At 46.4% G+C, this 26,913-nt stretch carries 18 protein-coding genes and 1 pseudogene; 12 read left to right on the forward strand and 7 right to left on the reverse strand.

Annotation, left to right across the window (positions count from 1 at the left end):
* Position 1 precedes the first annotated feature (1 nt).
* Entirely contained in the window at positions 2–865 is an 864-nt protein-coding gene (locus tag U1I11_RS08885) for a class I SAM-dependent methyltransferase (RefSeq protein ID WP_322905707.1), read from the reverse strand.
* A gap of 464 nt (positions 866–1,329) precedes the next feature.
* On the opposite strand from U1I11_RS08885, the gene U1I11_RS08890 reads away from it, so the two are divergent.
* From U1I11_RS08890 to U1I11_RS08900, 3 genes are all read left to right on the forward strand, one after another.
* Positions 1,330–1,740: a hypothetical protein gene (locus tag U1I11_RS08890; protein WP_322905708.1), complete on the forward strand. Its 411-nt coding sequence runs from the start codon at positions 1,330–1,332 to the stop codon at positions 1,738–1,740.
* Between the two features lie 460 nt (positions 1,741–2,200).
* Positions 2,201–2,653, forward strand: a complete 453-nt coding sequence (locus tag U1I11_RS08895) for a flavodoxin (protein WP_322905709.1) — start codon at positions 2,201–2,203, stop codon at positions 2,651–2,653.
* Between the two features lie 42 nt (positions 2,654–2,695).
* A complete protein-coding gene (locus U1I11_RS08900; RefSeq protein ID WP_322905710.1) occupies positions 2,696–3,469 on the forward strand; it encodes a hypothetical protein in 774 nt (257 codons plus the stop codon).
* A 322-nt stretch (positions 3,470–3,791) separates the two neighbouring features.
* Here the strand turns inward: U1I11_RS08900 and U1I11_RS08905 are convergent, their stop codons facing one another.
* The 3 genes from U1I11_RS08905 to modA form a co-directional block, all read right to left on the reverse strand.
* The gene (locus U1I11_RS08905; protein WP_322905711.1) at positions 3,792–4,643 is read right to left on the reverse strand and encodes a GNAT family N-acetyltransferase; all 852 of its coding nucleotides are present in this window, start codon (positions 4,641–4,643) and stop codon (positions 3,792–3,794) included.
* A gap of 477 nt (positions 4,644–5,120) precedes the next feature.
* Entirely contained in the window at positions 5,121–5,798 is a 678-nt protein-coding gene (modB, locus tag U1I11_RS08910; RefSeq protein WP_322905712.1) for a molybdate ABC transporter permease subunit, read from the reverse strand.
* Positions 5,795–6,676 (reverse strand): molybdate ABC transporter substrate-binding protein, encoded by an 882-nt coding sequence (gene modA, locus U1I11_RS08915; protein ID WP_322905713.1) that lies wholly within the window; start codon positions 6,674–6,676, stop codon positions 5,795–5,797. Before modA ends, modB begins: the two co-directional genes overlap by 4 nt.
* Positions 6,677–6,966: 290 nt before the next feature.
* Between modA and U1I11_RS08920 the strand changes: the two genes are divergently transcribed.
* Positions 6,967–8,097, forward strand: coding sequence for a helix-turn-helix transcriptional regulator (locus U1I11_RS08920; protein ID WP_322905714.1), 1,131 nt, complete (start codon positions 6,967–6,969; stop codon positions 8,095–8,097).
* A 446-nt stretch (positions 8,098–8,543) separates the two neighbouring features.
* Here the strand turns inward: U1I11_RS08920 and U1I11_RS08925 are convergent, their stop codons facing one another.
* Complete coding sequence (locus tag U1I11_RS08925) at positions 8,544–8,915, reverse strand: hypothetical protein (RefSeq protein WP_322905715.1); 372 nt, start codon at positions 8,913–8,915, stop codon at positions 8,544–8,546.
* Positions 8,916–9,769: 854 nt separating this feature from the next.
* Between U1I11_RS08925 and U1I11_RS08930 the strand changes: the two genes are divergently transcribed.
* From U1I11_RS08930 to U1I11_RS08940, 3 genes and pseudogenes are all read left to right on the forward strand, one after another.
* Positions 9,770–10,711 carry an NUDIX hydrolase gene (locus tag U1I11_RS08930; protein WP_322905716.1) on the forward strand — a complete coding sequence of 314 codons (942 nt, stop codon included), beginning with the start codon at positions 9,770–9,772 and terminating at the stop codon, positions 10,709–10,711.
* Between the two features lie 47 nt (positions 10,712–10,758).
* A complete protein-coding gene (locus U1I11_RS08935; protein WP_322905717.1) occupies positions 10,759–11,781 on the forward strand; it encodes a TIGR02452 family protein in 1,023 nt (340 codons plus the stop codon).
* Positions 11,782–12,397: 616 nt separating this feature from the next.
* Positions 12,398–12,517: pseudogene (locus U1I11_RS08940) on the forward strand (excalibur calcium-binding domain-containing protein); the annotation flags it as partial.
* Positions 12,518–12,854: 337 nt separating this feature from the next.
* Here U1I11_RS08940 and U1I11_RS08945 read toward each other — a convergent pair.
* Complete coding sequence (locus U1I11_RS08945) at positions 12,855–14,255, reverse strand: HAMP domain-containing sensor histidine kinase (protein ID WP_322905718.1); 1,401 nt, start codon at positions 14,253–14,255, stop codon at positions 12,855–12,857.
* Positions 14,240–14,923, reverse strand: a complete 684-nt coding sequence (locus U1I11_RS08950; protein ID WP_322905719.1) for a response regulator transcription factor — start codon at positions 14,921–14,923, stop codon at positions 14,240–14,242. Before U1I11_RS08950 ends, U1I11_RS08945 begins: the two co-directional genes overlap by 16 nt.
* 393 nt (positions 14,924–15,316) lie before the next feature.
* On the opposite strand from U1I11_RS08950, the gene U1I11_RS08955 reads away from it, so the two are divergent.
* The 5 genes from U1I11_RS08955 to U1I11_RS08975 form a co-directional block, all read left to right on the forward strand.
* Complete coding sequence (locus U1I11_RS08955; RefSeq protein WP_322905720.1) at positions 15,317–16,027, forward strand: YceI family protein; 711 nt, start codon at positions 15,317–15,319, stop codon at positions 16,025–16,027.
* Between the two features lie 456 nt (positions 16,028–16,483).
* Positions 16,484–18,691: a methyl-accepting chemotaxis protein gene (locus U1I11_RS08960; RefSeq protein ID WP_322905721.1), complete on the forward strand. Its 2,208-nt coding sequence runs from the start codon at positions 16,484–16,486 to the stop codon at positions 18,689–18,691.
* Between the two features lie 632 nt (positions 18,692–19,323).
* Entirely contained in the window at positions 19,324–21,555 is a 2,232-nt protein-coding gene (locus tag U1I11_RS08965; RefSeq protein ID WP_322905722.1) for a bifunctional alpha,alpha-trehalose-phosphate synthase (UDP-forming)/trehalose-phosphatase, read from the forward strand.
* 1,063 nt (positions 21,556–22,618) lie between these two features.
* Positions 22,619–23,563: a hypothetical protein gene (locus U1I11_RS08970; protein ID WP_416235603.1), complete on the forward strand. Its 945-nt coding sequence runs from the start codon at positions 22,619–22,621 to the stop codon at positions 23,561–23,563.
* A gap of 72 nt (positions 23,564–23,635) precedes the next feature.
* The coding region (locus U1I11_RS08975) for an RHS repeat domain-containing protein (protein ID WP_322905723.1) at positions 23,636–26,913 on the forward strand (3,278 nt) is incomplete at its 3' end.

A 26,913-nucleotide genomic window follows, 5' to 3' on the forward strand; every position in this document is an offset into this window, starting at 1 on the left:
CTTAGCTTTCCCAGCGTCCGAGAATACCGCATGGCAGCACCATGCCGGAGTTCGTAATCGGCAGACCAATCTCACCGGCAGAGATCGTACCGCCAAAACGTTGTTTTAATGTCATATTCAAAATATTGGACAGCACGGTCGGTGCAAGTCCGGTTGTATAGGAGTTAATGAGCATAAATAGCGGCTGATCCGACATGATCGACATACATGATTCGAGGAACGGATACAGACTTTGTTCCAGCTTCCACATTTCGCCACCCGGTCCACGTCCGTACGATGGCGGGTCCATAATGATCGCATCGTATTTGTTACCACGGCGCTGTTCACGCTGTACAAATTTGAATACATCGTCCGTAATAAACCGAACCGGACGTTCGCCAATGCCGGACAGTTCATGATTTTCTTTTGCCCATTGCACCATACCTTTGGCTGCATCGACATGCACGACCGATGCACCTGCTGCGGAAGTGGCAACCGTTGCCCCGCCGGTGTAAGCAAATAGATTTAATACCGAGATCGGGCGACCGGCGTGCTCGATTTTGTTCATCATCCAAGCCCAGTTAGCAGCCTGCTCAGGAAATAATCCGGTATGCTTAAAGTTAGTCGGTTTAATATGGAATTTTAAATTTTGAAAAGCAAGCTCCCAGCGCTCCGGAATTTTGCGTTTCCATTCCCATTCCCCACCACCGGAGGAGCTGCGGTGATAATGACCATGAACTTGACTCCACCGCGGATCATTTCCAGTTTTGGGCCAAATGATCTGTGGGTCAGGACGGCGCAGCAAAATTTCGCCCCAACGCTCCAAACGCTCACCGTCGCCTGTATCGATTAATTCATAGTCTTTCCATTGATCTGCAATATACATTGTCTAACCATCCTTATAGTTAATTTTCACCGATTTACCGTTTGGATCACTCCTATACGTATACGTAAAATCAAAGATAGGTGCAGCCTGTAGCTGCCTATGTTCCGTCATGGTTCACCGCATTCCATTGTACAACAACCACCTGTTCGGCGCCATACGAACCGCTCAAATCGGCTCAAATCACCACCGCAATTTATCCTCTATGCACTACTGTACACCATTCATCCATACGAATATTTGTACAAATCGTTACTAAAACCGCTATTTATCGCTCGCTAACTGGAAAAGGAGCAAGGACAGCGTTATACTTATATTACGCATTTATGCAACTATGAAATACTATATTTAACTTGATGATGTCCACTATACCCACGATGTTGCACATCGATATGCACAGTCGATATCGATACAGTTCATCCGTACGGATCGAAACGAATCCTACTGCAATTTGGGAGGCGATGAAAATGTCCAGACAAAGGTCAACATTAACGACGGTGTTGTTTGTTGTCGGAGCAATCATTCTGTTGCTTGTCATCCGCGAATTTTTACCGCAAACATTAAAAATTTTAGCGGGAATTAGCTGGATTTTTGTACCGGCAGCCATCGGGTATGTATTATGGCATGGTGAAAAGCAAAAGCAACGACGCTGGTTTGAACGGCAACTGCAACGTGTTGCCGAACAGACGCATAATCGCTTTACGCCAGCAGACGTATCGATGATGACGACGATGACAGTGTATCAAGCAGGTCGATTGCTGGAAGATATGCAGCGCCGTGGGCGGATACGTTTGATTATGACCGAGCAAGGACAGTATGCATATGAATTTTGGCAGTTGCCAGCGTATGATATGTATACGGCAGCGCGTCCTTTTTAAGCGCAAGCAGGGCAGTTGCGTCTTTTATGAGATGAGCGGATGAACTTTGAATCATCAATCGAGACGCATCCGTCTATTTTATTAAAATTGAAGTGGAGCTGCGCAATTCGTTAGCCCGTGTACTTTACGTTATATGCTGATATGCTCTAATTTCATTAAGCATGAAGCAGTTAACAACTATGATTGTAGCGAAATGAATGGACGAAACCGGGCTGTACACAACAGACGATTTCGTCCTTTTTGCATTTGGCAATGAAACTGTAAGCTGCCGATCCCCTTAGTAGCAAGGGATCATGCCAATTGCTTACGGTTGGTGAAGCGGGGATGACCAGCGCTGCACAAATCGAAAACATACAAAAAAATAAAAAATTCAAATAAAATGTTGACAATGATAATCATTATCAATTATGATGTTCACAGAGAAACCGACGAGAGAAAGAAAGCACACGGGAGGATCGCTATGCCGAAATTTTTAGTCGTATTCGCCAGCTTGACCGGCAACACCGAAGAAATGGCTGACCTAATCGTAGAAGGCATTCAAGCTGCAGGTGCAGAGGTGGATGTAAAGCAATCGATGGATGTGGATGCCGATATTTTGCTAGACTATGACGCCTTCATTTTGGGTGCTTATACGTGGGGAGACGGCGAATTGCCGGATGAATTCCTCGATTTTTATGAAGATATGGATGAGCTGGACTTGACAGGGAAAAAGGCGGCTGTATTCGGAAGCGGTGATACCGCATACGATCAATTTGCAGCAGCGGTTGATCTGTTGTCAGATAAGCTGAAAGAGCGCGGTGCACAGCTCGTACAGGAAAGCTTGAAAATTGAGCTAAATCCGGCAGCAGAAGACAAAGACGTATGCCGCAACTTCGGTAAACATTTCGCTGGCGCTGTCATCAGCGTCGTATAACGATAGCAGCATCGTACAGCTTAGAAGCAGGTGAATACAAACGTGAGTATATCGACAACAGCCTCGGAGCAAATGGTGCTTCATGATTACAAGCTGGAAGATTGGCTGCGCCAAACGTATGGTGGACAAGCTCCGCATATAACGAAGCAACCTAAGCAGCCAACTTGGCAACAACGTGTACTCGTTGCAGCAGGTCATGCGATTAATGCCTATTATACGATGTCGCCAGAACTACGTGAAATTAGCCATATCGGCACACTGGTCGATCTGCGTTGGCCCCGTCGTCCGGTCGGCTTTGAGAGTGAAGCCCACTACTGGGAAATTAAAGACGCTGTAATCGCGAATCTGGCTGCATTATTGCGACATAATCAGCCAGCAGACTACCCGGTTATATTATATGAACAACACCGGGTGATCGTGCCTGAGCTGCATACGGAGCTGTCGCTCATTTTCCAGGCGGTATGGCAATTGCCCTGGACAACAGCGCAACCGGGTGATGAGCCATCCGGACACAAGAGCCTGATTGTCCAGAAATTTTTCTGGGAGCGTGAGCCCCATCTGGAAGAAGCATTTATTCATCTGAGCAACGTATTTTGCCGGACAGCCTTTGGTTGTGTGCCGCAACGGATCGATATGTTTTATATTTCCGATGGAACGATGCAGCGCCATGTTCCAGAGCAGGAGCATGTTGCCGGCTCGATCGATTATGTTGATCTGCTTCGGCATGCCGTCCCAGGCGGAAATCGTCTTTGCGCTTGTTGCAGAGCGAACGCTGGTACGGCAGTAGCCTTTGCTCCAACTTGGAGCGTTAGTTAGGTGAAAGAGGACGGTATCAAAATCCCCCATCATTTTGATGCCAGCGCCTTTTCACATAGATGAACCACATGAACATACGGCCTTCTCCTTTGCAGGAGATTAGGACTGTTGAACCGTCTGTCCCAGTCATGTACGGAAAGTTCAGCAGTTCTGCAAAAAAGCGTTGATCCTACGGTGGACCGGACCTCCACCGCCTGGATCGACGCTTTTTTCGTTTGGCTAGCAATATAGATTAGATATGCAAATATTGCTGGCAATGGATATAAATGTACTGTCTGCAATGTTAGTATATACGAAACGAAGTTGAGGCGGGAGCTGCCGTTTAGATTTGTGGCAACTCATAAGTGTAATAATCTTGCACATCCTGCTGCACAAAGCCACACGATTCATACAGATGCAGTGCTCGTGTATTCGTAGCTACAACATCAAGCCATACTTGGTTGCCTCTGCTTTGCTCCTGCTGTGCGACTTGACGCAGTGCACTGCGTCCGAGTCCATGTCCGCGTAGCACCGGATCAATGACAAAGCCATAAATCCAGCTATGTTCGTCATGGCGATCAATCTCGATTTTGCCGACAGCCAGCCCGCTATGTTCAATGACAAGCATGGCACGTGACGGTGAACGTAAAGGGCCTGCGAGTGCGGCAATCGTAGAAAATTCCGAAATGCCAAACGCTTCGGCATCCAGCTTTGCCCACAGATTTGTATCTTCTTGCTGGAATGGACGTAAATGAGCGATCTCTACAGAGGGAACTTGCTCCATAAAACTGTTGCTTCCCTGTTGTAGTTTCATCGCATATTCGCTGCTATGGAACTGCGCTTGACGGCTCTGTACCCATTGCTGACCCGATAAAGAAGCTTTGGGCGTATTGAATAAAATCTGTCTCATTCGCTTGATGGCAGGGCTTTGCATCGCTTCTGTCCACAAACCGGAAAAACGCCCTTGGTTCCTATATTCAGGATGGGTCATGCCACACACTTCGATCTTATTACCTAATACGTATAGGGCGAGAAATGATATCAGCTCGCCGTCCTCATAGTCAAAAAAATCCTCCTGTATGCCCGGAGAACGATTTTTCAAAATATCCCAGTTTAACTTTAGTGAAATTCCGTCATATTGTTCACATATACGTTGCAGTTCCAAAATATCGGATAACTGGTTAAGTTTTAACATTCGGACGACCTCTTTTCTAAAAATAAAGGAGTGTAAGCGCATCGAATAGGCGAGTAGATCGTACATAAATGGCGCAATGGTGCAGTTGTATCGCTCTCATAATGATGATAGTTACGATCGTCACGCATAACCTCACATAGGATGGAGGCAGAATAGAATATATGTCTATTTTATCACCGATAGCTGCTTTTTCAAAATAGGAGTAGGGGGAATTTGTATACGTTTACAATAGTAAGGCTTATAAAAAAACCGCGCCTTGGTATGATCCGCTTCAAATAGACACTCCCAAAAATAGACACTCCAAAAAAGCATGGTGTTAGCATAAGGGAAGAAGTGAACATGGAGCGGATTTTGGCATAGCTAAAAAGGACGGATTTTTCAAATGTATATGAAATAGCGCGCACTAGTTAAGTACCGATGCGCGCTCACTGTTTAACTTTTTTCATCTGTCTATGTGATAGGAGTATGACTAACTCCTTAATCGGAACCACGGATTTTACTCGTTGCTAGCAGCAGTACAAATGAGATGAATATCGTAATGACGGTCATGCTCCAGGCAAGCTGCATATTTCCTGCATCAACGGCAAAATAGATGGCAGTCGGTAATGTTTGCGTTTTGCCTGGAATATTGCCGGCGACCATTAATGTGGCACCAAATTCGCCGAGTGCACGTGCAAAACCGAGCACAAAGCCGGTCACAAGCGAGCGCCAGGCGAGCGGGAAAATCATCGACCAGAGCAGTTGCCATTCATTGGCACCTTGCGAGCGTGCCGATTCCAGCACTTCACGATTGACGAGCGCAAAGCCGGTTTTGAGTGACTGATATACGAGCGGAAAAGCGACTACTACCGCTGCGATTACCGCACCGGTTACGCTAAACACGATCGGTTGATGGGTAAGCCATTCGGCTGCTTGTCCGATCCAACTCCGTCGTCCCAGTATCGTCAGCAGCAGTAGACCGACAACTGATGGAGGCAATACTAACGGCAACATAAACAACGTTTCCACTACAACTTTACCGGGAAAATGATACCGATTCATCCACAGCGCCGCCATCGTAGCGAGCACAAACACGATCACGCTGGACAAGCAGGCGATTTGCAGCGAAAGGGTGACAGGAAAGCCTACCGCATCCCATGACCAAACCCCATTCATGAACTTGTGGCTGCCTTGTTAAAACCGTACTTGGCGAACACAGCCAGCGCTTCTTTTGTTTGCAAATACGCGTAAAATAGCGCTGCATCTTCGCGATGCGTCGTGGACGACAGCACACCGATCGGATACACGATCGGATCATGACTGTCTGCGCTGGTCGTGAAGGCGATTTGTACGCCTTTGGCTTCCAACGCATCGGTTTTATACACAAAACCGGCATCGGCATTGCCTGTTTCTACATAAGACAATACTTGTTTAACGTCTTTTGTTTGGACGAGCTTCGGTTGTAACGTATCCCATACGCCCGCTTTTTCCAATGCTTGTTTGGCGTACATGCCTGCGGGTACAGATTCCGGTGTGCCGATCGCGATACGTTTGATATTATTTCCGGTTAGATCGGTAATAGCAGCAGGCACCGAGCTGCTGCCTTTTGGCACGACAAGCACAAGCTCATTGGTTAGCAAATTCAGCGTATGATCCGGTGCGATTAATTTTGCAGCGACGAGTGCCTGCATTTGTTTGCTGCCAGCCGATAGAAATAGATCGGCAGGTGCGCCCTGCTCAATTTGCTTTTGCAATGTACCGGATGCGCCAAAATTGAACGTTAGCTTTACATTCGGAAATTTTTTCGCATATAACGCCTGAATTTCGGTTAAACTATCGGTCAGACTGGCTGCTGCCGAAATCGTTAATTCCACCGGCTGATTGTTGCCGCTCGGATTGCCGGACGAACCGGTACGGCTAGATGAACTGTTATTATTACCTGTACAAGCACTAAGCAATAAGGTGAGCACGGTCAACATCAGCATCGTGAGCATGAAGCGATGACGACGAGCTGAGTTTTTAAATAGTGTGATAGCCAATAAAGATCGATTCATAAAAATCCTCCTGAACAATAGAATAAAATGGACATGTATGTAATGCAGTATGAGACGATGTTAAACGGTATATCGCTCTAAACTATGTACTAAATCATACAAGATTATACTAGTTATATCTAGTTATAATTAAGGGAGGCAAATCGTTTGTTTGGCGAATTGAATTAAATGAATGGGACGGTTAATATAAATGTACCTTGCGATAACCTACAGATCGATATCCATTACTCAACTATGTCATGAATAATAAACGAACGATAACTAACGATAACTGATGAAAGGGGTCATTTATGAGTGAACCGATCTCGTATACAACAGAAGAAATTGCCAAACTGTTAAAAGTGTCCAAGCTGACCGTATATGATCTGATCAAAAAGGGCGATTTGCCTGCTTATCGTGTCGGTAAGCAGATGCGGATCGATCATGACGATCTGGAACTGTATAAGCAACGTGCCAAAAATGGTATGCTGCGCGAACAAGCTGGACAGCTTCAACTACGCGAGCTGCAAAACGATACACTTGCCCATCCGCCGGATATCGGCTTGGCACCGGATGCAGCGGCACGACTAGCTGCGGCAAAGCTACCGCCATCGGAAGCAACTACGGTTTCGCCCGCATTTGTGCATGCTGCCTATGCAAGGCCAGAGGAGATTTTGCGTAATATCGGCACGATTCATCCGGTGACCGAAGAACCGTTAATGCCGCCTGCGGGAATGCGCCCGATTGTAATTACAGGGCAAGATACAAGCCTTGATGTGCTGGCACGTTATATGGAAAAGGATGGACGATTTCGTGCGCTGCGTTCGTTTGCCGGTAGTATGGACAGTCTAGTGTCGATGTATATGGGGCATTCGGACATTGTGAGTACACATCTGTATGATGGTGAGACAGGAGAATACAATTTGCCATATGTGCGTAAGCTGCTCGTATCGCGTTCATTTACCGTAATCAATCTCGTATCGCGCCGAGCTGGATTGTACGTACAGCGTGGTAATCCGAAACGTATTACTAGCTGGCAACAGCTTGCACAAACCGGCATCCGACTTGCCAATCGCGAACGTGGAGCCGGGGCACGGGTACTGCTGGACGAGCAACTGCGCTTAAACGATATTCGTCCATCGACAGTACGCGGCTATGCACAGGAAGAAACGTCCCATATCGCCGTTGCTGCACGGATTGCAGCCGGAGATGCGGACGTGGGCATAGGCAGTGAAAAGGCGGCAGCAATGGTTGGGATTGAATTTATTCCGCTCACGGTGGAGCGTTATGATTTGGTTATCCTCAATCGTCCGGAACATGCCGAATGGATTGCTTTACTCAAGCAGACGCTGCAATCCGACGAGTTTAAGCGTGAATTACAAGCGATTGGCGGTTATGATTTGTCGCGAACAGGAGAGATTTTATACGAAACGGAGTTGTAGTGCGGGAATTGTGGATACAAATGACGTATGAAGCAACAATCGGCTAACAGTTATCGTTGCTGCGTATACGCCTCGGTCATGCTAATGAATGGAATTGACTTGGCTCAGATCGAAGTTGTTGCTGCTCATTTCAGTCCTAAGCGGCAGCTACTTGTTATAGGCTGCATACGGTCATTTTGCCGATTTGCGGATCGGTAAGCATGTTAGCACACATACAACTCATCAACTCATAACTATAATGAATGTATGACAAAAGCCATTCCTAATGTGGAAACTTATCACTGCCAATTGGAAGCGATGATATGATCCGGATGTCGATCGACAAGGAATGGCTTTTGTATGGATTTTGTATGGTATAGATGCTGGACGGTTGCGCCGCGGGCAATATGCTGCCGCTACATTATGCGCTGTTCAGCGGCAATACATATATCCCGGCAGCCATCGCCTTAAGCACGAGAGTCAAACGGCTCAATCGTGACCGGGCTTTGCTCGTTCATCGATAACTCATATGCTTTATGCGCATGAGCGATGCGCTGGTTAGTAAGCGCTGTATGCTCGTACTGCGTGGAATTAAGCTTGAAATCTGCGATGTCCGCATAGCTTACCGTTGATAACGGAGCCGGTTTATTGACGGTATGATGGGAAGGAATCTTGTCCATCATTTGTTCAAATTGAACTCCGGTTTGTGCATCGGTTGTATTGCGTTTTGGTTGAGCATATTTTGCTTGCTGTTCAGCCCGTTTTTCAAAAATTTGCTTTGTATAATAGGCGAGATCGGCTGTAATCTTACGTACAGCTTCAATCGGATTCACTTTCATCAGATGATCACTCCTTTACCGCTCACTGCTGTTCAGCGAGGAGCCGGTTTGTTTGCGGCAGTCTTTAAGTGGCGTCGAACTTAAAGTACACGATACTTTCTATATCGGCAAAAGCAGTGGATTGTATTACCCGCTACTCATCAGCGCGCAGACTCTGGTTAAGCATATCATAGTCAACTGTTTAGAGCTATGAATCGTTGCCACAATATACGATTTTTTCCATAAAAATATAGAACGAACAAGCGATTGAATTTGTCCTATCGCTTGCAAAACGGCGTTACAGATTGACGAATACGAATACAGCCTATATAATAACTATATGTTATTAACAAAATGTTAATATATAAAAGATTACAACATATTTTGTTATTCAGCGTGGCGATCATATGTCACTACATCTACACGGAGACTTTACTAGTGGGCTGACCAGCTTACATTCAATGTGTGATGGACTACATCTTCTGAAAAAACAATGGAATTGCAGCATAAGAACAGCTTTGCTGGGCAACATCAAACTGTCTATTTAACGCGGGCAAGCTACTAGTAGCTTGTCTCAAATACATTTAAAGTTTGTCGATCTAACCATTGCTTGATGATGAATAGGTTAAGGTACGTTCAAACACAATTTTCATTTGAGACAACCTACTAGGCATGTACGCAAATTCATAGCCTGCAAGCTACGCTTCACCACGGCAAGGAAATAACGATAACGGGCAAGGACGACTTCAGTGTTGGCGAACTTCAAACACGAGGTACAATGAAAAAAGAAGTGTTGGCTGCCCCAATACGCCACATTTGCGTATATGTCCTATTTGGAAGCGAAAGCATGTTTTAGATCGATTGGAGGTTCATATATGGATGAACAAAGTCAGCAGCAATCCGCTGCTTCATTTGCGGACAGCGTGGAGCGGCTGGATCAGCGTGGCTGGAATGAGCAACAATATTTGGCACAATATGATGTTAGTGAATTTGACCACCCTTCGGTCACGGCGGATATGTTAATTTTTACGATTTTGGATGAACAGCAGGATAATTATCGTAAACTGCCGGAAAAATCACTGCATCTGATGATGGTGCAGCGCGGAGAGCATCCGTATTTGGGCTGGTGGGCATTACCGGGTGGCTTTGTAGGGATAAATGAAAGTTTGGATGAGGCGGCAGCGCGTGAGCTGCGCAGTGAAACCGGGCTAGATGGCATTTATATGGAGCAGCTGTATACGTGGGGGGCGGTCGAGCGTGATCCACGTACACGTGTGATCAGTACCGCTTATATGGCACTGGCAGATTCGACCAGTCAGCAGATTAAGGCAGGGGATGATGCGCGTGATGCACGCTGGTTTAAGCTGTGCTATCGCGTATTGGAAGAAAAAAAAGTTCATTTGGAAGCTGGATGCAGGTTGGAACGAGATATGCAGGTCGAGTTGGAACATCATAATTTGCGGCTGACAGGTACGGTTAGAGTGACTCGTACGTATCAAGGTACGCTCACTGGTGAGCACTGGCAAGTACTAAGCAGTGACGGAATTGCTTTTGACCATGTGCAGATGATCGCGTATGGCATTGAGCGCCTGCGCAGCAAGATCGAATATACCGATATTGCTTTTAACCTGATGCCGCCACTATTTACGCTGTCCGCTTTGCAACAAGTATACGAAATTGTACTTGGCAAAGAACTGTTAGCGCCTGCTTTTCGCCGCAAAATGGCAGCACGGGTTATCGCTACGAATGAGTATACGAAAGATGCCGGACACCGCCCATCCCAACTGTATCGTTATCGTCCGGAATGGGAAGATTGAGCATATTATAGCGCCTATAGAAGCAAGCAGAGAGGAGTCATTTCATCATGAACATTTATAACAACAGATCACAAACATCAACTCGCCCCGGACAGCACGGACAACGAGACGTTCGTTCACGTTGGGCACAAGAGACGCTCGACATTTTGCAACAAGGGTATTACCAGGCACCATCCGGCAAAGATGTGCCGATTGGACAGCAAGTTGAACGTACGATTCGTGAAGCGGTGCTGTATCGTCCACAGGAGCGTGAAGCTGTACAACAGGCAGCAGAGCAGCAGCTTCAGCAAAGGATCGCCACTAAGTTGGCGGCTCCAACAAGCGCTGCCGAGACGGCGGAATTATCCGGATTGCCAATCGAGCATACACATAGCGTCTGTGAGGCACATAACGATCCATCATCGCCAAACGAACATCGCTGCGGCGCAATAATCGAATGTACGACAGAAACGACGCTGCAAGCGGCAGAGCGACTAGCTGTACAGGAGCAGTATCCGCATGTGATGGCATTGAATTTTGCTTCAGCACGCAATCCTGGTGGAGGCTTTCTTGGTGGAAGCCAGGCGCAAGAGGAGAGTTTGGCTCGTTCATCTTCACTGTATCCATCAATCGTACAGATGGATGAGATGTACAAACATAATCGCCGTGAGCAAAGCTGTATGTATTCCGATTATATGATCTACTCGCCTGCTGTGACTGTATTTCGGAATGACGACGGTTCATTGCGTGAGCAGCCTTATGCTGTATCGATGTTAACTGCGCCCGCCGTCAATGCTGGTATCGTACACGAGCGCGAACCAGAGCAAGCATACCGGATCGAAGCGGTCATGAAGCAGCGTATCCGTTATATGCTAGCTGTAGCAGCAGCTCACGAACAAAAGGTGCTCGTACTCGGCGCATATGGCTGCGGTGTGTTTCGCAATGATCCGGAACAGGTAGCGACATGGTTCAACGATATTTTGCAAGGTGAACAGTATGCATTATTGTTCGATAAAATTGTATTTGCGATACTGGATCGCTCCAAGCAGGGTAATGTAATTCGTCCATTTCGGCAACTGGCTACCGTTTAACCTAGTACTCTGACCGAGATGAATTGGAGTGTTGCATCTATTTCAAGATCGCATGGATCAGGATTTCAGCACACAATTAAAATTAACATTTAACTTGGTCAAGGTACTAATTTTAGTAAACTAAATAATCGATAAAATAAGTAATTATTAAACTGGCGTCCATAAGGGCGCTATTTTTACGTTTATACGTAGCAACGATATTAATTCATAAAATTATTTCATCATATGAAAAATTCATAATAGAAGTTCAAATCGTACATAGCGATACTTAGCTACCTATTATTAATACCTATACGATCACAGTGTACTGATTATGTTTCTGCTCGCTTCGTTTAAAATATAATCTCATTTATTTTATTTTGAAGAAAAGGCAAAATAAAACATAATTATGTGCTAGAATACATACGAACCTATAACTAACTGATTGACCTAAATGAATAAAAAAGTAATACCGTTACTAAACCAACTACGAACAAAGGGGTTATCACACATGAACAAGTTATTTGCAAGTATTGTCACCGTAGCACTGATCGCTGGAACTGGAGTAGCGGTATCATCAACCGCGCAAGCACAGCCTTCACCAACGAAGCAAGCACAAGGTTTTACTAATGTAAAAGGTGTTTATTACAAAAACTGTACCGCTGTACGCAAAGCAGGCAAAGCACCATTGTACAAAGGCGAGCCAGGATATCGTTTGAAACTGGATCGTGATAAAGACGGCATCGCTTGCGAATAGAGGGGAACCGTTTGGATACATCGCCTAAATCGGATCATCACATCACGCATATATTGTAGCTAAATAACGAAAATGTGTTCGCATTAACAACATATAACAGCGCGATCTGTATATGGATTGTGGTAGCTTAAGTGATTATGTATGTTTGAACATGCCACCATGATGCGATATATGCCGTGAGAGAGGATTGCCACACAAAAGCTCCGCTAGAGAGGAACAAATTCCTTTCTAACTGAGCTTTTTCGGCATATAGGGGCAGATTACATACAGATTTGTACAGTAAACGTTATCTTCACTTTATGCAGCTGAAGTTTTCACTGTATTGACGATCCGCACACTAGCGTGGCAATTGCAAAGAAAATGTACTGCCAGCCGGAGAACTATGCCGCAACATGAGCTCGCCACCTTGCGCACGTGCCAGTAGCTGGCTGTATGTTAGTCCTAGACCGAGCCCGCGCATGCTGCGTTTTTTCTTTTCCCCGCGGTAAAAACGTTCGAAAATATGCGACTGATCTTCCGGTATGACGCCGGAGCCATGATCGGTTACTTCCACATGTAGCATATTACCGTCGGCGTACATCGTGATCGCAAATTCGATCGGTCGGGATGCGTCGGAAGCTTGCAAACCGTTGTTGAGCAGATTGACGATAATTTGCTGTATCCGCAGTGAGTCGCCTACCGTATACAGCGGCTCTGATGGCACATTCAGCTCGATATGCACATCATGCATATCATGTGTTAATTGCCATTGATAAACGACTTCGCGGATGAGCAACTGCAAATCAAGCCGATCATGTCTAACTTCCACGCTGCCCGCCGCCAGTGCGTTATAATCGAGCAGATCGGACACCATTCGTTCCATCCGTTCGGATTCTTGGAGTGCAATATCGATAAATTCGCGTGCTTCCTCGTCGGATACGACATCATCCCGCACCGCCATCATTAGCCCTTTGATCGACGTCACCGGTGTTTTTAACTCATGGGTGACACCGGCAAGCGACAGTGCACGCCATTCTTCCAAATGTTTAAGCCGCTGCGCCATTTGTTCAAAAGAAGATACGAGCTCCTGAATTTCTTTTTCCGGTGTGTTGTTATTCAGTTTAACGTCATAATTGCCCGCACAAATTTGTTGGGCAGCTGCGGCAACACCGCTAAGCGGACGCGACAGTTTACGTGATAACAAATATAGAGTGAGCCAGCCGGACAGAATAAGTATGGCAAGCAATATGAATATAAACAGCAGCTCATTAGGACTGTATGTAAGCGATTTTTTCGATTGCAAAATGCTCACTTGACCGATTGATTTGTCACTGCTGTTATCGATGGGCGTGTTGATTGCCATAAACTTCGTATCACGGGGTGTGCTCAGATCGTCGCTTAGCTTGTTATACAGTTGCTTTTCGGTAATGGCAGGGCGGGAAAACAGCAGCTTGCCAGCATTGTCCGTAATGATAACACAGGTGTCTTCGTCGATATTAAAAAAACGTAGCCGATTTTGAATAATATGATCCAGATTAGGTGGAATATGAATCTGACCGGATGCATTAGTTACACGATCTGCTACTTCCTGCCCGAGCAGTCCTGCGGTACGAATGCGGCTGTCCATCGTCGTATCGCGTGCCCAATAAAAGGCAGCAACCGCAATGACGACAAAGCCGAGGCACAAAATAATAAAATAACGCACCGTCCAATACGATAGCAACGATACGGTACGCGCAGCTTTTACTCGTTGATCCAAAATTGATACCCCATTCCTCGTAAAGTGCGAATTTCGCCCGCTGCGGACGACCAGTTGGACAGCGATTGACGCAGCCGTTTAATCGACAGATCGACCGCACGATCACTGCCTTCATAATCAATCCCCCACACTTGTTCGATCAGATGATCGCGCGTAAACGTCCGGTTTGGATACTCTGACAAAAACAATACGAGTGACAGATCGCGTGGACTGAGCGCAACTTCCGCACCGTTCAAATATACACATTTAGCGGCATGATCAATTACAAGATTGCCAAAATGTCGCTTACTGCTGCGATCTTGCAAAAAAGGGCGTCGCCGCAACACCGCATGGACACGCGCAACTACTTCCTCCGGCATAAACGGTTTGGTCATATAATCATCGGCACCGCTATCTAGACCATGCAACCGATCGGTAATTCCATCACGGGCGGTCAGCATAATGACCGGGCATGAATGATACTCACGGATGAGCTGCAACAATTCCCAGCCATCCATACCGGGCAGCATCACATCAAGCAGTATGAGTGCAGGCTCACGTTCACGAAACAGCTCCAGCGCAGTGTTGCCGTCCACAGCATGAATGATCTCAAAGCCTGCTTTTTTCAAATAAGCGGACAAAACACGGGCAATGCCCGGCTCATCCTCAACGATTAAAATCAATTTCATAGCAATAATAACTCCTTGTTGTCGTTCTATTTAGGGTAGTGACACGTATAATTATGTGATCGCTTGGCATATTCATTTGTATAGTAAAAGGTTAGCCTGTATGCCGTGTTTATGTGACACAAGCAAGCAGCGCTCATTCCATGCGTCTGTTGTCTTTATTGTACATGGGTATGTAATCCAACCGCAAACGCATCATTGTGATCGTTCATAAACAATAAAACATCAATTTTCATATGTAAAAATACAACATCTCGCATAAACAGTAGCGAATATATTATTTTTTGCCAATGATTACGAATGGACACATTGTCGACATATTGAGCTTTTATACTACCCTTATAAAAGATTGAAAGTAACATACAAAAAGAGAGAACAAAAAGGAGCGAGTATAGGATGAATAAAAAGACGAGAAATGGGCTGATTGCAGCCGCAATAGTCATTATTGTTGCAGGTGCAGGGGGCTATATGTTTATGAAAAGCTATCTCGGCAACAAAGTGGCGATTAAAAGCGTCGTACCCGCAGCAACAGTGGCAGCAGAGGGGAATAACACTGCGACGTCTGCGCAAAGTGTAAGCGGAAGCGAGCTTAACGGCAAATGGGCAATTAACAACACGTCCAAAGTGTACTTCTCTGTCACCACTTCCCAAGAAAAGGTCAATTTTGTCGATAACAAAGTAAGTGGCAACTGGAATGTGAATGTAGATGATCCTGCCAAAATGACAGCTGAAGGGCAGATCGATATGAGCGCAATCGATTCCGGTACCGCGCAACGTGATGAGCATGTCAAAAGTGCAGACTTTTTCGATGTAAGCCAGTTCCCGAACGCGACATTTAAGGCAACTTCATTTGAAAATGTACCGACACAATGGGTATCCGGTGCGACGAACGAATTTAAAATGAACGGCACGCTGACCGTAAAAGGGAAAGCGAAAGAAGTCGTTTTTACTATGAAAGGCGTATACCAGGACGGGAAAATGCTGCTGTCTGGTGCAACTAAAGTTACATTCGCTGACTTCGGCATGACTAACCCGCACTCGGTTGTACTGAGCACTCAAAATGATATTAACGTACAGCTGGAATTGGTGCTGGATAAGCAGTCTTAACAATTACAATCCTATGTAAAACATTTGTTTAGATATGAATCTGATCTTTGCCTGCATAGTATAATTACGCTAGCGTAAAGCCGACCATCTTGCTAAACGACTCCCTGAATACGGACATTAAAAGCCGTTTTGGCTAAATGAATGTATGATGGAAGTGCAGTTTATACAGGTCGGCTTTTTGAGTTGCATATCGTTTACATAGACAGAGCGTCCAATCCGTCATTAAAATAACGTATGATATTTAGATTTTTTGACAGAATATTCGTATCATTTAACATATTTATCGTCAATTTGGACTATTTTGTATATAATGATGGGCATATGGTTGTGTATTATTTTTGGGTATTTAGACTTGTTTTGTTTAAACACATCCATAAATTAAATCGGTTGCCGCAGATGACTGATCAAAAGTAACGTTCGAAGTGGTTTACATTTTGGATTGTTGAGGTGATCACAATGTTTGATTGGTTAGGTTGGAAAAAAGGACTGCCTTTATGGTGGTCGTATCGGCTTAATGCAAGTCAACAGGAAGAAATAGAGCGGATTTTTGAAGGGATTGCCGAAACGAGACGGCAAATTATGGTCGATTGGGCTAATGATCAATGGACTCACCTGGAGCGTTTGTTACAACAGATTCAATCGATGCCTTGGCAAAATATTACATTCGATACGGCGCATACGGAAAAGCTACGTGATTTATTTCAAATTAGCTATAAACGTATGCAGGATAGTACGGAATTATTTGTGCTCGGCAACGATCATCAAGTTCTTTTTTCTACATATACGGAACGGATTGGATATCGTGTTCCGGCAAGCTCGTTGCCTTTTCAAGCGGGATTATTGCATGCCCAAGCTAGTAGTAGGGCGCAAAAATGTATGTATGGGCCTTACTCGGATGCAGTGACATTACAAATTGGTTCGCGTTCATCTACGTTTCACGATGATATAACGTTGATGTTTATCGTCTCGATCATACAAGATGGTCAACATATCGGTTGGTTATGCTGCCGTATTCCTGGCGATGTGCTTGGCGATCTGATTCAGCGAGAATCGGGTCATATTTATGCGGATTCAGGAGATAATTATTTGTTTATGGCACAATCGGTATTACGACCAGAGCTACAGCCTGGAACTGCATTATCGCGTAGTCGGTTTGAAGATCATACGTTTACGCATGGCGAAAATTTAAAAGCCGGTATAACGACAGCGTGGGGCATCGTTTCGGTGAAAGAACATACCGAGTTAGAGCTAATGTTTACCGATCCAAGCACCGGTCAGTTGCATCCTGGTGTCAACAATACGATTCAGAATGGTTCAAATCTGTTTGTCGCGTATCCTGGTTATTCGGATTATCGACATATTCCAGTTATTGGCAAAGGCATTACTTTTCAGCTACCCCATTGTCCTGATCAGTGGGGAATGATGTGTGAGGCGGATTTAGAGGAAGTGTATCGTATTCGTCGTATCGGATGGCGGCAATTTAAAATGCACAGCGTCTACATTTGGCTATCTTCCATACTCGCTTTGTTGCTAATCTATATGTTGACTGGAAATGTATGGGATGGAATTGCCATCGGTATATTTCAGCTGTTATTTGGTTATGTTGCTGCTTGGCAGCTTTATCGTAAACAATACCATCGAGTTCATACTGACTTGAAGCGCCTGGCTGAATTTATTCGGATAAATGCGGAAGGGAAAGGCGATTTGACGCAACGATTACATCTGGATCAGTTTAGACAGGATGAATCGGGAGAGCTTGCCAAATGGGTTAACAATATGATCGACTCATTGGAAAGTATTATGCTAAATGTACAACGAGCGACAATCGATGTGATGGATAACCAACATATTATGCAGGCAGCTACCGATACGACAGAGCGGACGACAGAGCGTGCGAATATGAAGCTTGATTCTATGATCCTAGCGATTCGTAAGCAGTTGGATGACTTGGCGCAAGCCAAACAGGCATCTGACCATATGCGGTTGACTTTAAAAAATTTAGAGCATGCCGCTAATGAACAATTACGTACGGCGACACAGGAAGTGGATCGCATTCAAGATAAAATGACGCAAATTTCCGCTAGCGTAGCGGCTACGAACGAGACGATTTTGTCGTTTATGAGCACATTGGACGATATTTATCGTACTCTTGCTGTGATTGATGAAATTTCAGCCCAAACGAATTTGCTCGCACTGAATGCGTCGATTGAAGCTGCTCGGGTAGGCCAACATGGACGCGGTTTTGCTGTAGTTGCCGAAGAAATCCGTAAGCTTGCTGATCTATCGCGCACGTCAACCGAAGAAATTCAGCAGATTTTAAATCATATTGCAACAACGGCAGGCATCGCGTCCCAACAAATTGCAGCAGGAGATCAGGTGTTAGTAGAAGGTGCGATGCTCGTTCGCACAACTTCGGAACTGTTGACCCGAGCCTCGATAGAAGAACCAGAACGCACACAAGTTGTCGATCAAGTCGTTGAGTTGATTGAGAATATTGCGGTCATCAGCCAGCAAAACCGGGTTACCTCGGCAGAGGTTGAAACCGAAATGCAGGAGCTCCTTCAGGACATGTTGAAAATGCAGCAGTCTTCACACGATGTAGAAACGATCACGTTAAGCTTACAGCAGGTCGTTGGGCAATTCCATTTAAGTCGGTCTGTGTAAAGTAGAGTGAACGGAAACAGTACAGCGAATTGGGTTGATCGTCATTGTTCTGTGCTTAGGGTAAAGATATTTATACTGTTGCAATGTGCAGGCTTAAGAAATGATCTTAATCTAGACAGGGGAAAGCATCGGTTTAAGATGCTTTCTCTTTTTTTGGATCGGTTTGGCAACCTGTTCGGAAATGGCGGGATTCAGCAGATTTTATACTGTATTTCAGGAGGGTTGTATTATCTTACATGTGAAATATCCATTTATTCACCTTTCATCGCCACCGCTGTTGAACGAAAGATAATATAGCAAATATGCAATATCCCTCTCTTTTTACCTGCTGACTTCTATACATGCTACATCATAACGATATGAATGATGCTATAAATTAGCACATGCGAAACCGCGAGAACCAATTGTAAACGAAGCAATGCCTGCTGACTCATTTGACCGAAAACCCTTGCTGTTACAGCGATCGAACGCCTGTTACTACAAAAGCTACAGCTCCAACATGTGTCGAAAAGCCCAAATTCGGGTAATTGCGTATGACCAAGCAAAGCACCGGTTGTATCAAAATCAGGCTGGTCTACATGATCTTTTCATTCCAACATATACTTATACTTTGCCATAGGAGAGGGGATTCCATGAGTAAAATTATTTTCGTTTCCAATCGATTGCCCGTTACGGTGAAAAAACAGGAGTCCGATCTTCAATACAGTAAAAGTATTGGCGGTCTCGCTACAGGGCTTAAAAGCTATCATGAGCAAGGTGACACGATCTGGGCAGGTTGGCCTGGCGTATCAAGCGACGACCTGAATGAACACGATATGGAGACGATCAATAGCGAATTGCGCGATCAATATAACTGCTTGCCGATCTTTTTGTCCGAACAAGAGATTGAGCAGTATTATGAAGGCTTTTGTAATGAAACGATCTGGCCGTTGTTCCACTATTTTACGAATATGACGGAGTACAATAGCGAAACATGGGAAGCATACAAACAGGTGAACCAGAAGTTTTTTGATTCAATCGATTCGATTATTGAACCGAACGATACGATCTGGATTCATGATTACCAGCTTATGTTGCTGCCACAAATGATTCGAGAAAAGTACCCGGATACGCAAATCGGCTTTTTCCTGCATATTCCGTTTCCTTCCTTTGAAATTTATCGCCTGCTCATTTGGCGTGAGGAAATTTTGCGCGGACTGCTCGGCGCCAATTTAATCGGCTTCCATACGTACGATTATGTGCGTCATTTCCTTAGCAGTGTACGTCGTTTGCTCGGTAAAGAGCATAATTTGTACAAAATCAATTATGAAACATACACCGTTCAAGTCGAAGCGTTCCCGATGGGTATCGATTATGACTTTTTCGCCAAATCATCCGGTACGGACAATCTGTCCAATGAAGCGCGTGACTTTGTGGAAAGTACACGTACCGTTCAAAATATTATTTCCGTCGATCGTCTCGATTATACGAAAGGGCTGCCTGAGCGTATTAAAGCGTTCAAACAATTTTTGCAAAAGTACCCGGAATATCACGAAAAGGTACGCCTTAATCTGATCGTCGCTCCTTCCCGTGTCGGTGTAGAAGCGTACGATGCGCTGAAAAGCGAAATTGAAGGGCTAGTCAGCGCTGTCAACGGACAATTTGGTACAGTAAGCTGGATGCCGGTATGGTTCTTTTTCCGCACATTCAGTCAGGAAGACCTGATTGCTTTTTACCGCAACAGCGATGTGCTGCTCGTTACACCGCTGCGCGACGGTATGAATCTGGTGGCAAAAGAATATATCGCTGCCCGTAGCGACTACAAAGGCATGCTCGTAATGAGTGAAACAGCAGGTGCGGCAAGCGAGCTGGGCGAAGCGGTCATCGTTAATGCGAACGACTATGGCGCGATCGCCGCCGGTATCAAAACCGCACTCGATATGCCGGATCACGAAAAGATCGAACGCAACAAAATGCTTCATCGCCGTATTTCCCGTTACAATGTAAAATTCTGGGCAGATGAGTTTCTGGAGACGTTAAAAGCGACGGCTGAATCGCTCGTGGAAACGAAAGATTTGGTCGATATCAAGTCCGAACCATCGACCGTAGAAACCGCCTATATGAATGGTAGTAATCGGGTGCTGTTCCTCGACTATGACGGCACATTAGTCGGCTTTAAGCCAACGCCAGATCAGGCGCGTCCGGACGAAGAACTGCGCGGTATTTTGCGTAAGCTGTGTGACGATCCACGTAATACCGTCGTCATTATTACCGGTCGCGATCGGGATGTAATGGATAACTGGCTCGGCGATCTCAATCTGTACATCATCGCATCGCACGGTCTATGGCTACGTGAGCCGCAAGGCGATTGGAAGATGACGATGAGCGTCGACAATGACTGGAAAGACTCCGTACGCCACGTACTGGAAATGTACACCGACCGCACACCAGGCTCGCTAATCGAGGAAAAAGAATATTCGCTCGCATGGCATTACAGACAATGCGAACCGGAAATCGGTATTCAGAAACGCAATGAGTTGCGCGAAGCGCTCATTTCCATTACCCAATCGATGAGTCTCGGCATTTTGGAAGGCAATAAAGTGCTGGAAATTAAAGATACACGCATGAACAAAGGTCATGGCGCACATCAGATGCTGCAAAACAAAGACTTCGACTTTATTTTCGGCGTAGGTGACGATCATACCGATGAAGACCTGTTTACCGCATTGCCAGATGATGCGTTTTCGATCAAAGTGGGCGCAGGCAATACAAACGCTAACTACCGCCTGAAATCGTTCCGCAATATTCGCCAATTGCTCAAACGGTTTATTGATTTGAGCCGTAAAGAGAATGAGGAAGTGAAAGAGGCAGAAGCGGGCAAGTAAGAGCAGTAAGGTGCGACTTGGAGAAGATGCAAAGTCGCGGATGTTTGGAAGTGGAGCCGTTGGTGGAATGACTCGTAATAGCCGGTAGTATGGCAAATTGTGCCGTACTGCCGGTTTTTTGTTTGGCTAGTTTGGTAATAAGGTGGTGGAGTAGGTAAAGTCCGTTCCCTTATTCCGTATTGCGACGGTAGCTGCACGAACACGCTAGGTTTGCATACACGCTCTAAATCGTTGGCAAATGAAAATGAAGTACAATACCGTGGATTATAATTTTTTAAACGATCCCAATAGAATGTTTACTGATTGCTGCATAACATGCACAACATATCCGAACATTGGAAGTAAAGGATAGCTCTACACGATACGACCAATTTTAGTTCTGTAAAATAATACCTTCCATTTGCGGAAATATCCGCTATACTCAAAGTGTTCACCTTATTCAACTAGCGTCATAACCAAGATGGATAAATAATCATAGCCACAAACGAACAAGCGACCAAACGTGAACAGAAGAAGTCTACGCCCATACATATAAGATCGGTAGGTGATGCGGATTCACACAGTTATACAAATAGACAGATCGATTACATAAGCGTTTTCGTTGTATTTATGCTAACTATGTAGCTATGAATCGTACCTTGTAGTTATCGGATCGTTCAAGGAGGGAACAGAAAAATCACGTGAATGGATAAGCCGAGGAGCCATAGGCTATACGATCTAATTTCCATTATGATCTAACTCAACCTCGAAAACTATAAGCAAGTGAGTTTCTAGACGTTATGTTTCCTATTGCATCTGCTAACAACGATCTATATCTAATCTTAAACACGACCCTCTAAACTCCACCCTATACGTAACTACGATGCTCACTACTCTCACCATTCCATTATAGAAAGGAATTCCATTCGCTATGAACCGATTTTCCAAACATCGTGCAGCCCGTTTCCCCTCCTGGTGGATCAAAGGGATGCTGTGCAGTCTGCTCACGGTAGTGCTGTGCCTGCCTGCGGGCTCGACCTTTGCCGCGACCCAGCGAACCTATGAATAGGATGCCAACGGACGTTTGACGACCATGTCCACCGGAGACCAGAAAACAACCTATACTTACGACAAAAACGGCAATGTCGTGAGCCAACATCAGGCGGAGCCAACGGATTCGTCAAACTCGACCTCATCGACCGACCCGACGCTTATCCCGCCCCCTGTGTCCGTACCGACCCAATCAGGCTTGCCGACCCGTTACTGGGTCGATCAAGTCGAGCAAGCGACCGTATCGACGACATGCGGCGGAATTCGTATATCAGGTTGGTACTTGAATCCGGCAGGGATTCAAAAAATCGAAATTTACGTGGATGGCGTGTTTCGTGGACGTGCCTATATGGGCGACCGTCGTGAAGATGTGTATCACGTCTTTCCTGCGTATAACAACCATATCGCGGGATTTCATGCGGAAAACTTGGGCTGTACGACCAAGGAATTCCAAAATGCCGATGGCACGAAAAGCGTACAAACCGGCACGTTTGACCAGCAAGTCAACATCCGCATGATCGATCGCGCCAATCAAGTGACGACCTATACCCGTACGATTTCAGTGATGGTGGGACAGCCAGCAGCGCAGCCGATTCGGTATGCCATCGATCAATTGGAGCAAAGCCCCTTTTCCTCGACCAATGGCGGGATTCAAGCGTCCGGTTGGTATTTGGATCAGGCACAACTTCAGCGTATCGATGTATACGTGGATGGACAGTTCTATGGGAAAGCGAGCATCGGCGACAGTCGCGAAGATGTGTATCGAGTTTATCCTGTCTATACTAACCATACGGCAGGCTTTCATATTTACGATATGCCGATCGTTACGAACGGCACCCCCCATATCAAATACAACGCAGATGGCAGTACGCAAACGGTATCCGGGGTATTCGACCATCAGGTGGAACTCCGGATGATCAATCAAGCCAATCAAGTGACGATTTACCGTCAACGGGTAGTCATTGATTTGAAAAAGTAGACCGAAGAACGATAGTTCTCCCTGTCCGCTTCTCTCATCTGAATCGAATCTATAAGTAAAGGAGTTGCTTCCATGTTCACCGACCTGAAATCGACATCCCGTCTCCGTCCCCTGGTTATAGGGACACTGACGCTGTTGCTGCTATTCAGTAGTATCGTATCCCCCGCCGAGGCAGATGCCACCAGCGGAAAGCAAGTACAAGCAGGCAAGCCCCCCCTTACATCGATCGAGCCTCCAAGCCGAACGGCTACGCCCCAACAGGTAGAGCCAGAGGCATGGACAACCGTCGTTAACCAGGTATACCAAGACGTCTACGAAGCCCCCAATCCGCAAATGGAAGCGTTGGCAGATCAAATCGTGCAATTGGATGCAGCGGAGCCTCCGACCCGGAATTCTAGCGCTGGAATGTTCGCCCCTTTTGCCTTACAGGAGGATGCCGCTGCCGCAGAGCGCGAACCCGAACCGGAATCCGACCTGCCCCCGACCGATGGGGAAGATGACCCGATCAGCTTATTAGGTGAACAAGGCATCTATGCCCTGCTGCAAGACGGAGCCGAGCCGCTCGATATTTACTGGATCGAATACTTGATGCGCTTGACTGGACAAACGGGAGAACAGATTTGGAATATCCATAAGGAGCAGCATCTGACTTGGAAAGCGCAGGAGAGCGCTGCGCGTGGAGCTGTTCCGACTGTGACGGATCAAGTATATGGAACGGGCGCGACTTCCAAGGCAGCACCTCTTTCCGAAGATACAACAACCGATACCGACACGACGCTGTCGGTTTCCTCTCCACGTTTGCAAGCCAACAGCAACGCAAGAGCCGCGACGCTTTCAGTCGCGCTCGATAGTGCACTAGAAAATACGGAGAAAGCGCGTCAAATCCAAAATCTAGGTGAACAAAACTATGCGGACAAAAGCCAAAACGATGAAACGATCAGTCCGAGCGGCGGGTTGAGCTGGAGTCAGAATCAAATTCATTTACCCGGACGGGATGGACTCGATCTGGATATCGGTGTACGGTATGATTCGACTGATACTTCGCCGTATACGATCTCCCCAACACGAAGGTCAGGAACCAACTGGGGGCTGTACAATGCATCCTCGATCTATAATGACCTCGGCATGGGGTGGTCGTTCCAGTTTCCATCTATGGAAGGGGTATGGGGAAATCCGCAAGCGGATGGATTAACCTATCATTCGGGCGGCGGACAAAGCTACTATGTTTACTTTAATTGGGCCAATCGATCTGTTGTTGTAATTTCATTAAAAAAAGACAGTGGACAAGACATTCAGGTGACACGTGATCAAAGTTTGAGCAGCCGGTTTTCCAACGGCGAAGATCGCACCCTCTACATGGTTAGCAAGCCTGATGGATCGCGAGAATACTTCTCCGACTATGGGAATATCGTCGGTCAAGTCGATCGCTTTGGCAATACAATCACCTATCATTACCAAGATCGTGCCGTTAATCCCGGTCGCAATGGCAAGGGACGCGTGCTCTCCTCCATTACCGATACGCTAGGACGCAAAGTCACGTTTGAGTATGAAACGAAACTGCAGCAAGGTAGCGACTTTCAAGGCGAAAACATTATCGTCACCGTATGGACGCCGCAGGGGCAAGCGACCCAGCGTGTCGTCTACACGAAAAGCCGTGTCCAGTTGCTGAATAAAGGAAGACTGGACGATGGTACCGATTCAACCTTTGTGCCCCTGTTGCAAAGGATTACCAATAACGCCCAGGAAACACAGACCTTCGCCTACGATCTCACACCGATGGCGTTTACGTTTAACTATAATTATGATGAGCACACGCCTAACTTTTTGCTAAATCGTGTCCAATCGCCGCGCCTCACGCAGCACTATACCTATCAACCGATCCGTCGTTCGTTTGTTGAAAAAGGAGAGTGTCAGGAGAATCTAATCCAATCGCGGTATGACACGTACAATCTAGCCAATGGAGCGGACAGTTCGCCTGTGAATACGGTCGATTATACGTATGTAGGGGATCCGACCATCGGCTACAATGCGCATGATGCTGCCGGGAATTGGATTCATCCTACGGTTTTCCGTTACTCGCAAACAGCACATATTCGCCATGCAGCCGGAACCGAACAAAAGACGATTACGTCGGTCTACAACGGCTTTCATCAACATCTGAGCACCGAAACCCGCACAGCACAAGGCGAGGTGAGCACCGAGAACAACCAGGCATTCGATGGCACCTACTTCTACAAACCGACCCATGTACAAACGACTCTACAAGATCGCCAAGGCACCATCACACGCGACAAAGACATCGTCTACGCCGATTGGGGTGGCATCCAGTCCGAAACCGATGATCTGATCCCGGCAGATTACAACAACACGGATAGCAAAACCCACCATACCGTCACGTACACGTATGAATCAACGTACCACCAAGTGACGAGCAAAACGTGGTATCCAACGAACAGCGGTGCCGCACTCAACGAAACGTACGCCTACACCGGCAGCGGACGGTTGCAACAATATACCAACGCCGCAGGCGAAACGACCACCTACAGCTATGATGCCGCCTCCGTTAGCCCGGGCGCGATCCAGCGTATGACTGTGCAAAAGGCGATCCGTTCTGGCGTCACTTTGCGCGTCACGACTACCTATAGCGCCGATGATAGCTATGCCTATCCCACCGAGCAGACGAGCACGTTCACGAACGCCGATTCCACGACTCGCACGACCCGGCAAACGATGACGTACGACATCGGCACCGGACTGCTGACGAGCCAAACGGACAGCGATGGCAACACTACCCGTACGTCCTACGATGCACTCGGTCGCCCGGTAAACGTCGTACAACCGTCGATGACCAATTTGGACGGCACCGTCTATGCGATAGAAGACCAATATGCGTACACGAATCGTGTGTACAGCGCTGGCGCCGATCCTACCAATACGGGCATACTCACATTACGTGTGGACAGCATCCGTCAATATACAAACAAATCGACCGGCGCCGTTACCGTGCTCAACCGTCAAGCGACCTATTACGATGGACTCGGTTTCCTGCGTGTACTGGAAACGTACCCTGACACCAACGGCTGGACACGCTCGCAGGCGCACCCGGACGATTTGGGACGCATCGTGTATGTTGTCGATGCACTCGGCAACACCCAAACCGCCAGCTATGATGCCTGGGATCAGCAAACCGAATTCACGGATGCGGAAGGCAATCTGTCCATTACCAAGCCGTTACTGACGCAGCAGCAAACCCAACATTACACGATTGCAGCTGCAGACGTCGGTGCGTACCGTTCCAATCCCGACAACACCAGCATCCGCCTAAATCTGCTGGAACAATACTTTGACGC

Source organism: Paenibacillus campi (genome assembly GCF_034659835.1).
Lineage (GTDB): Bacteria > Bacillota > Bacilli > Paenibacillales > Paenibacillaceae > Saccharibacillus > Saccharibacillus campi.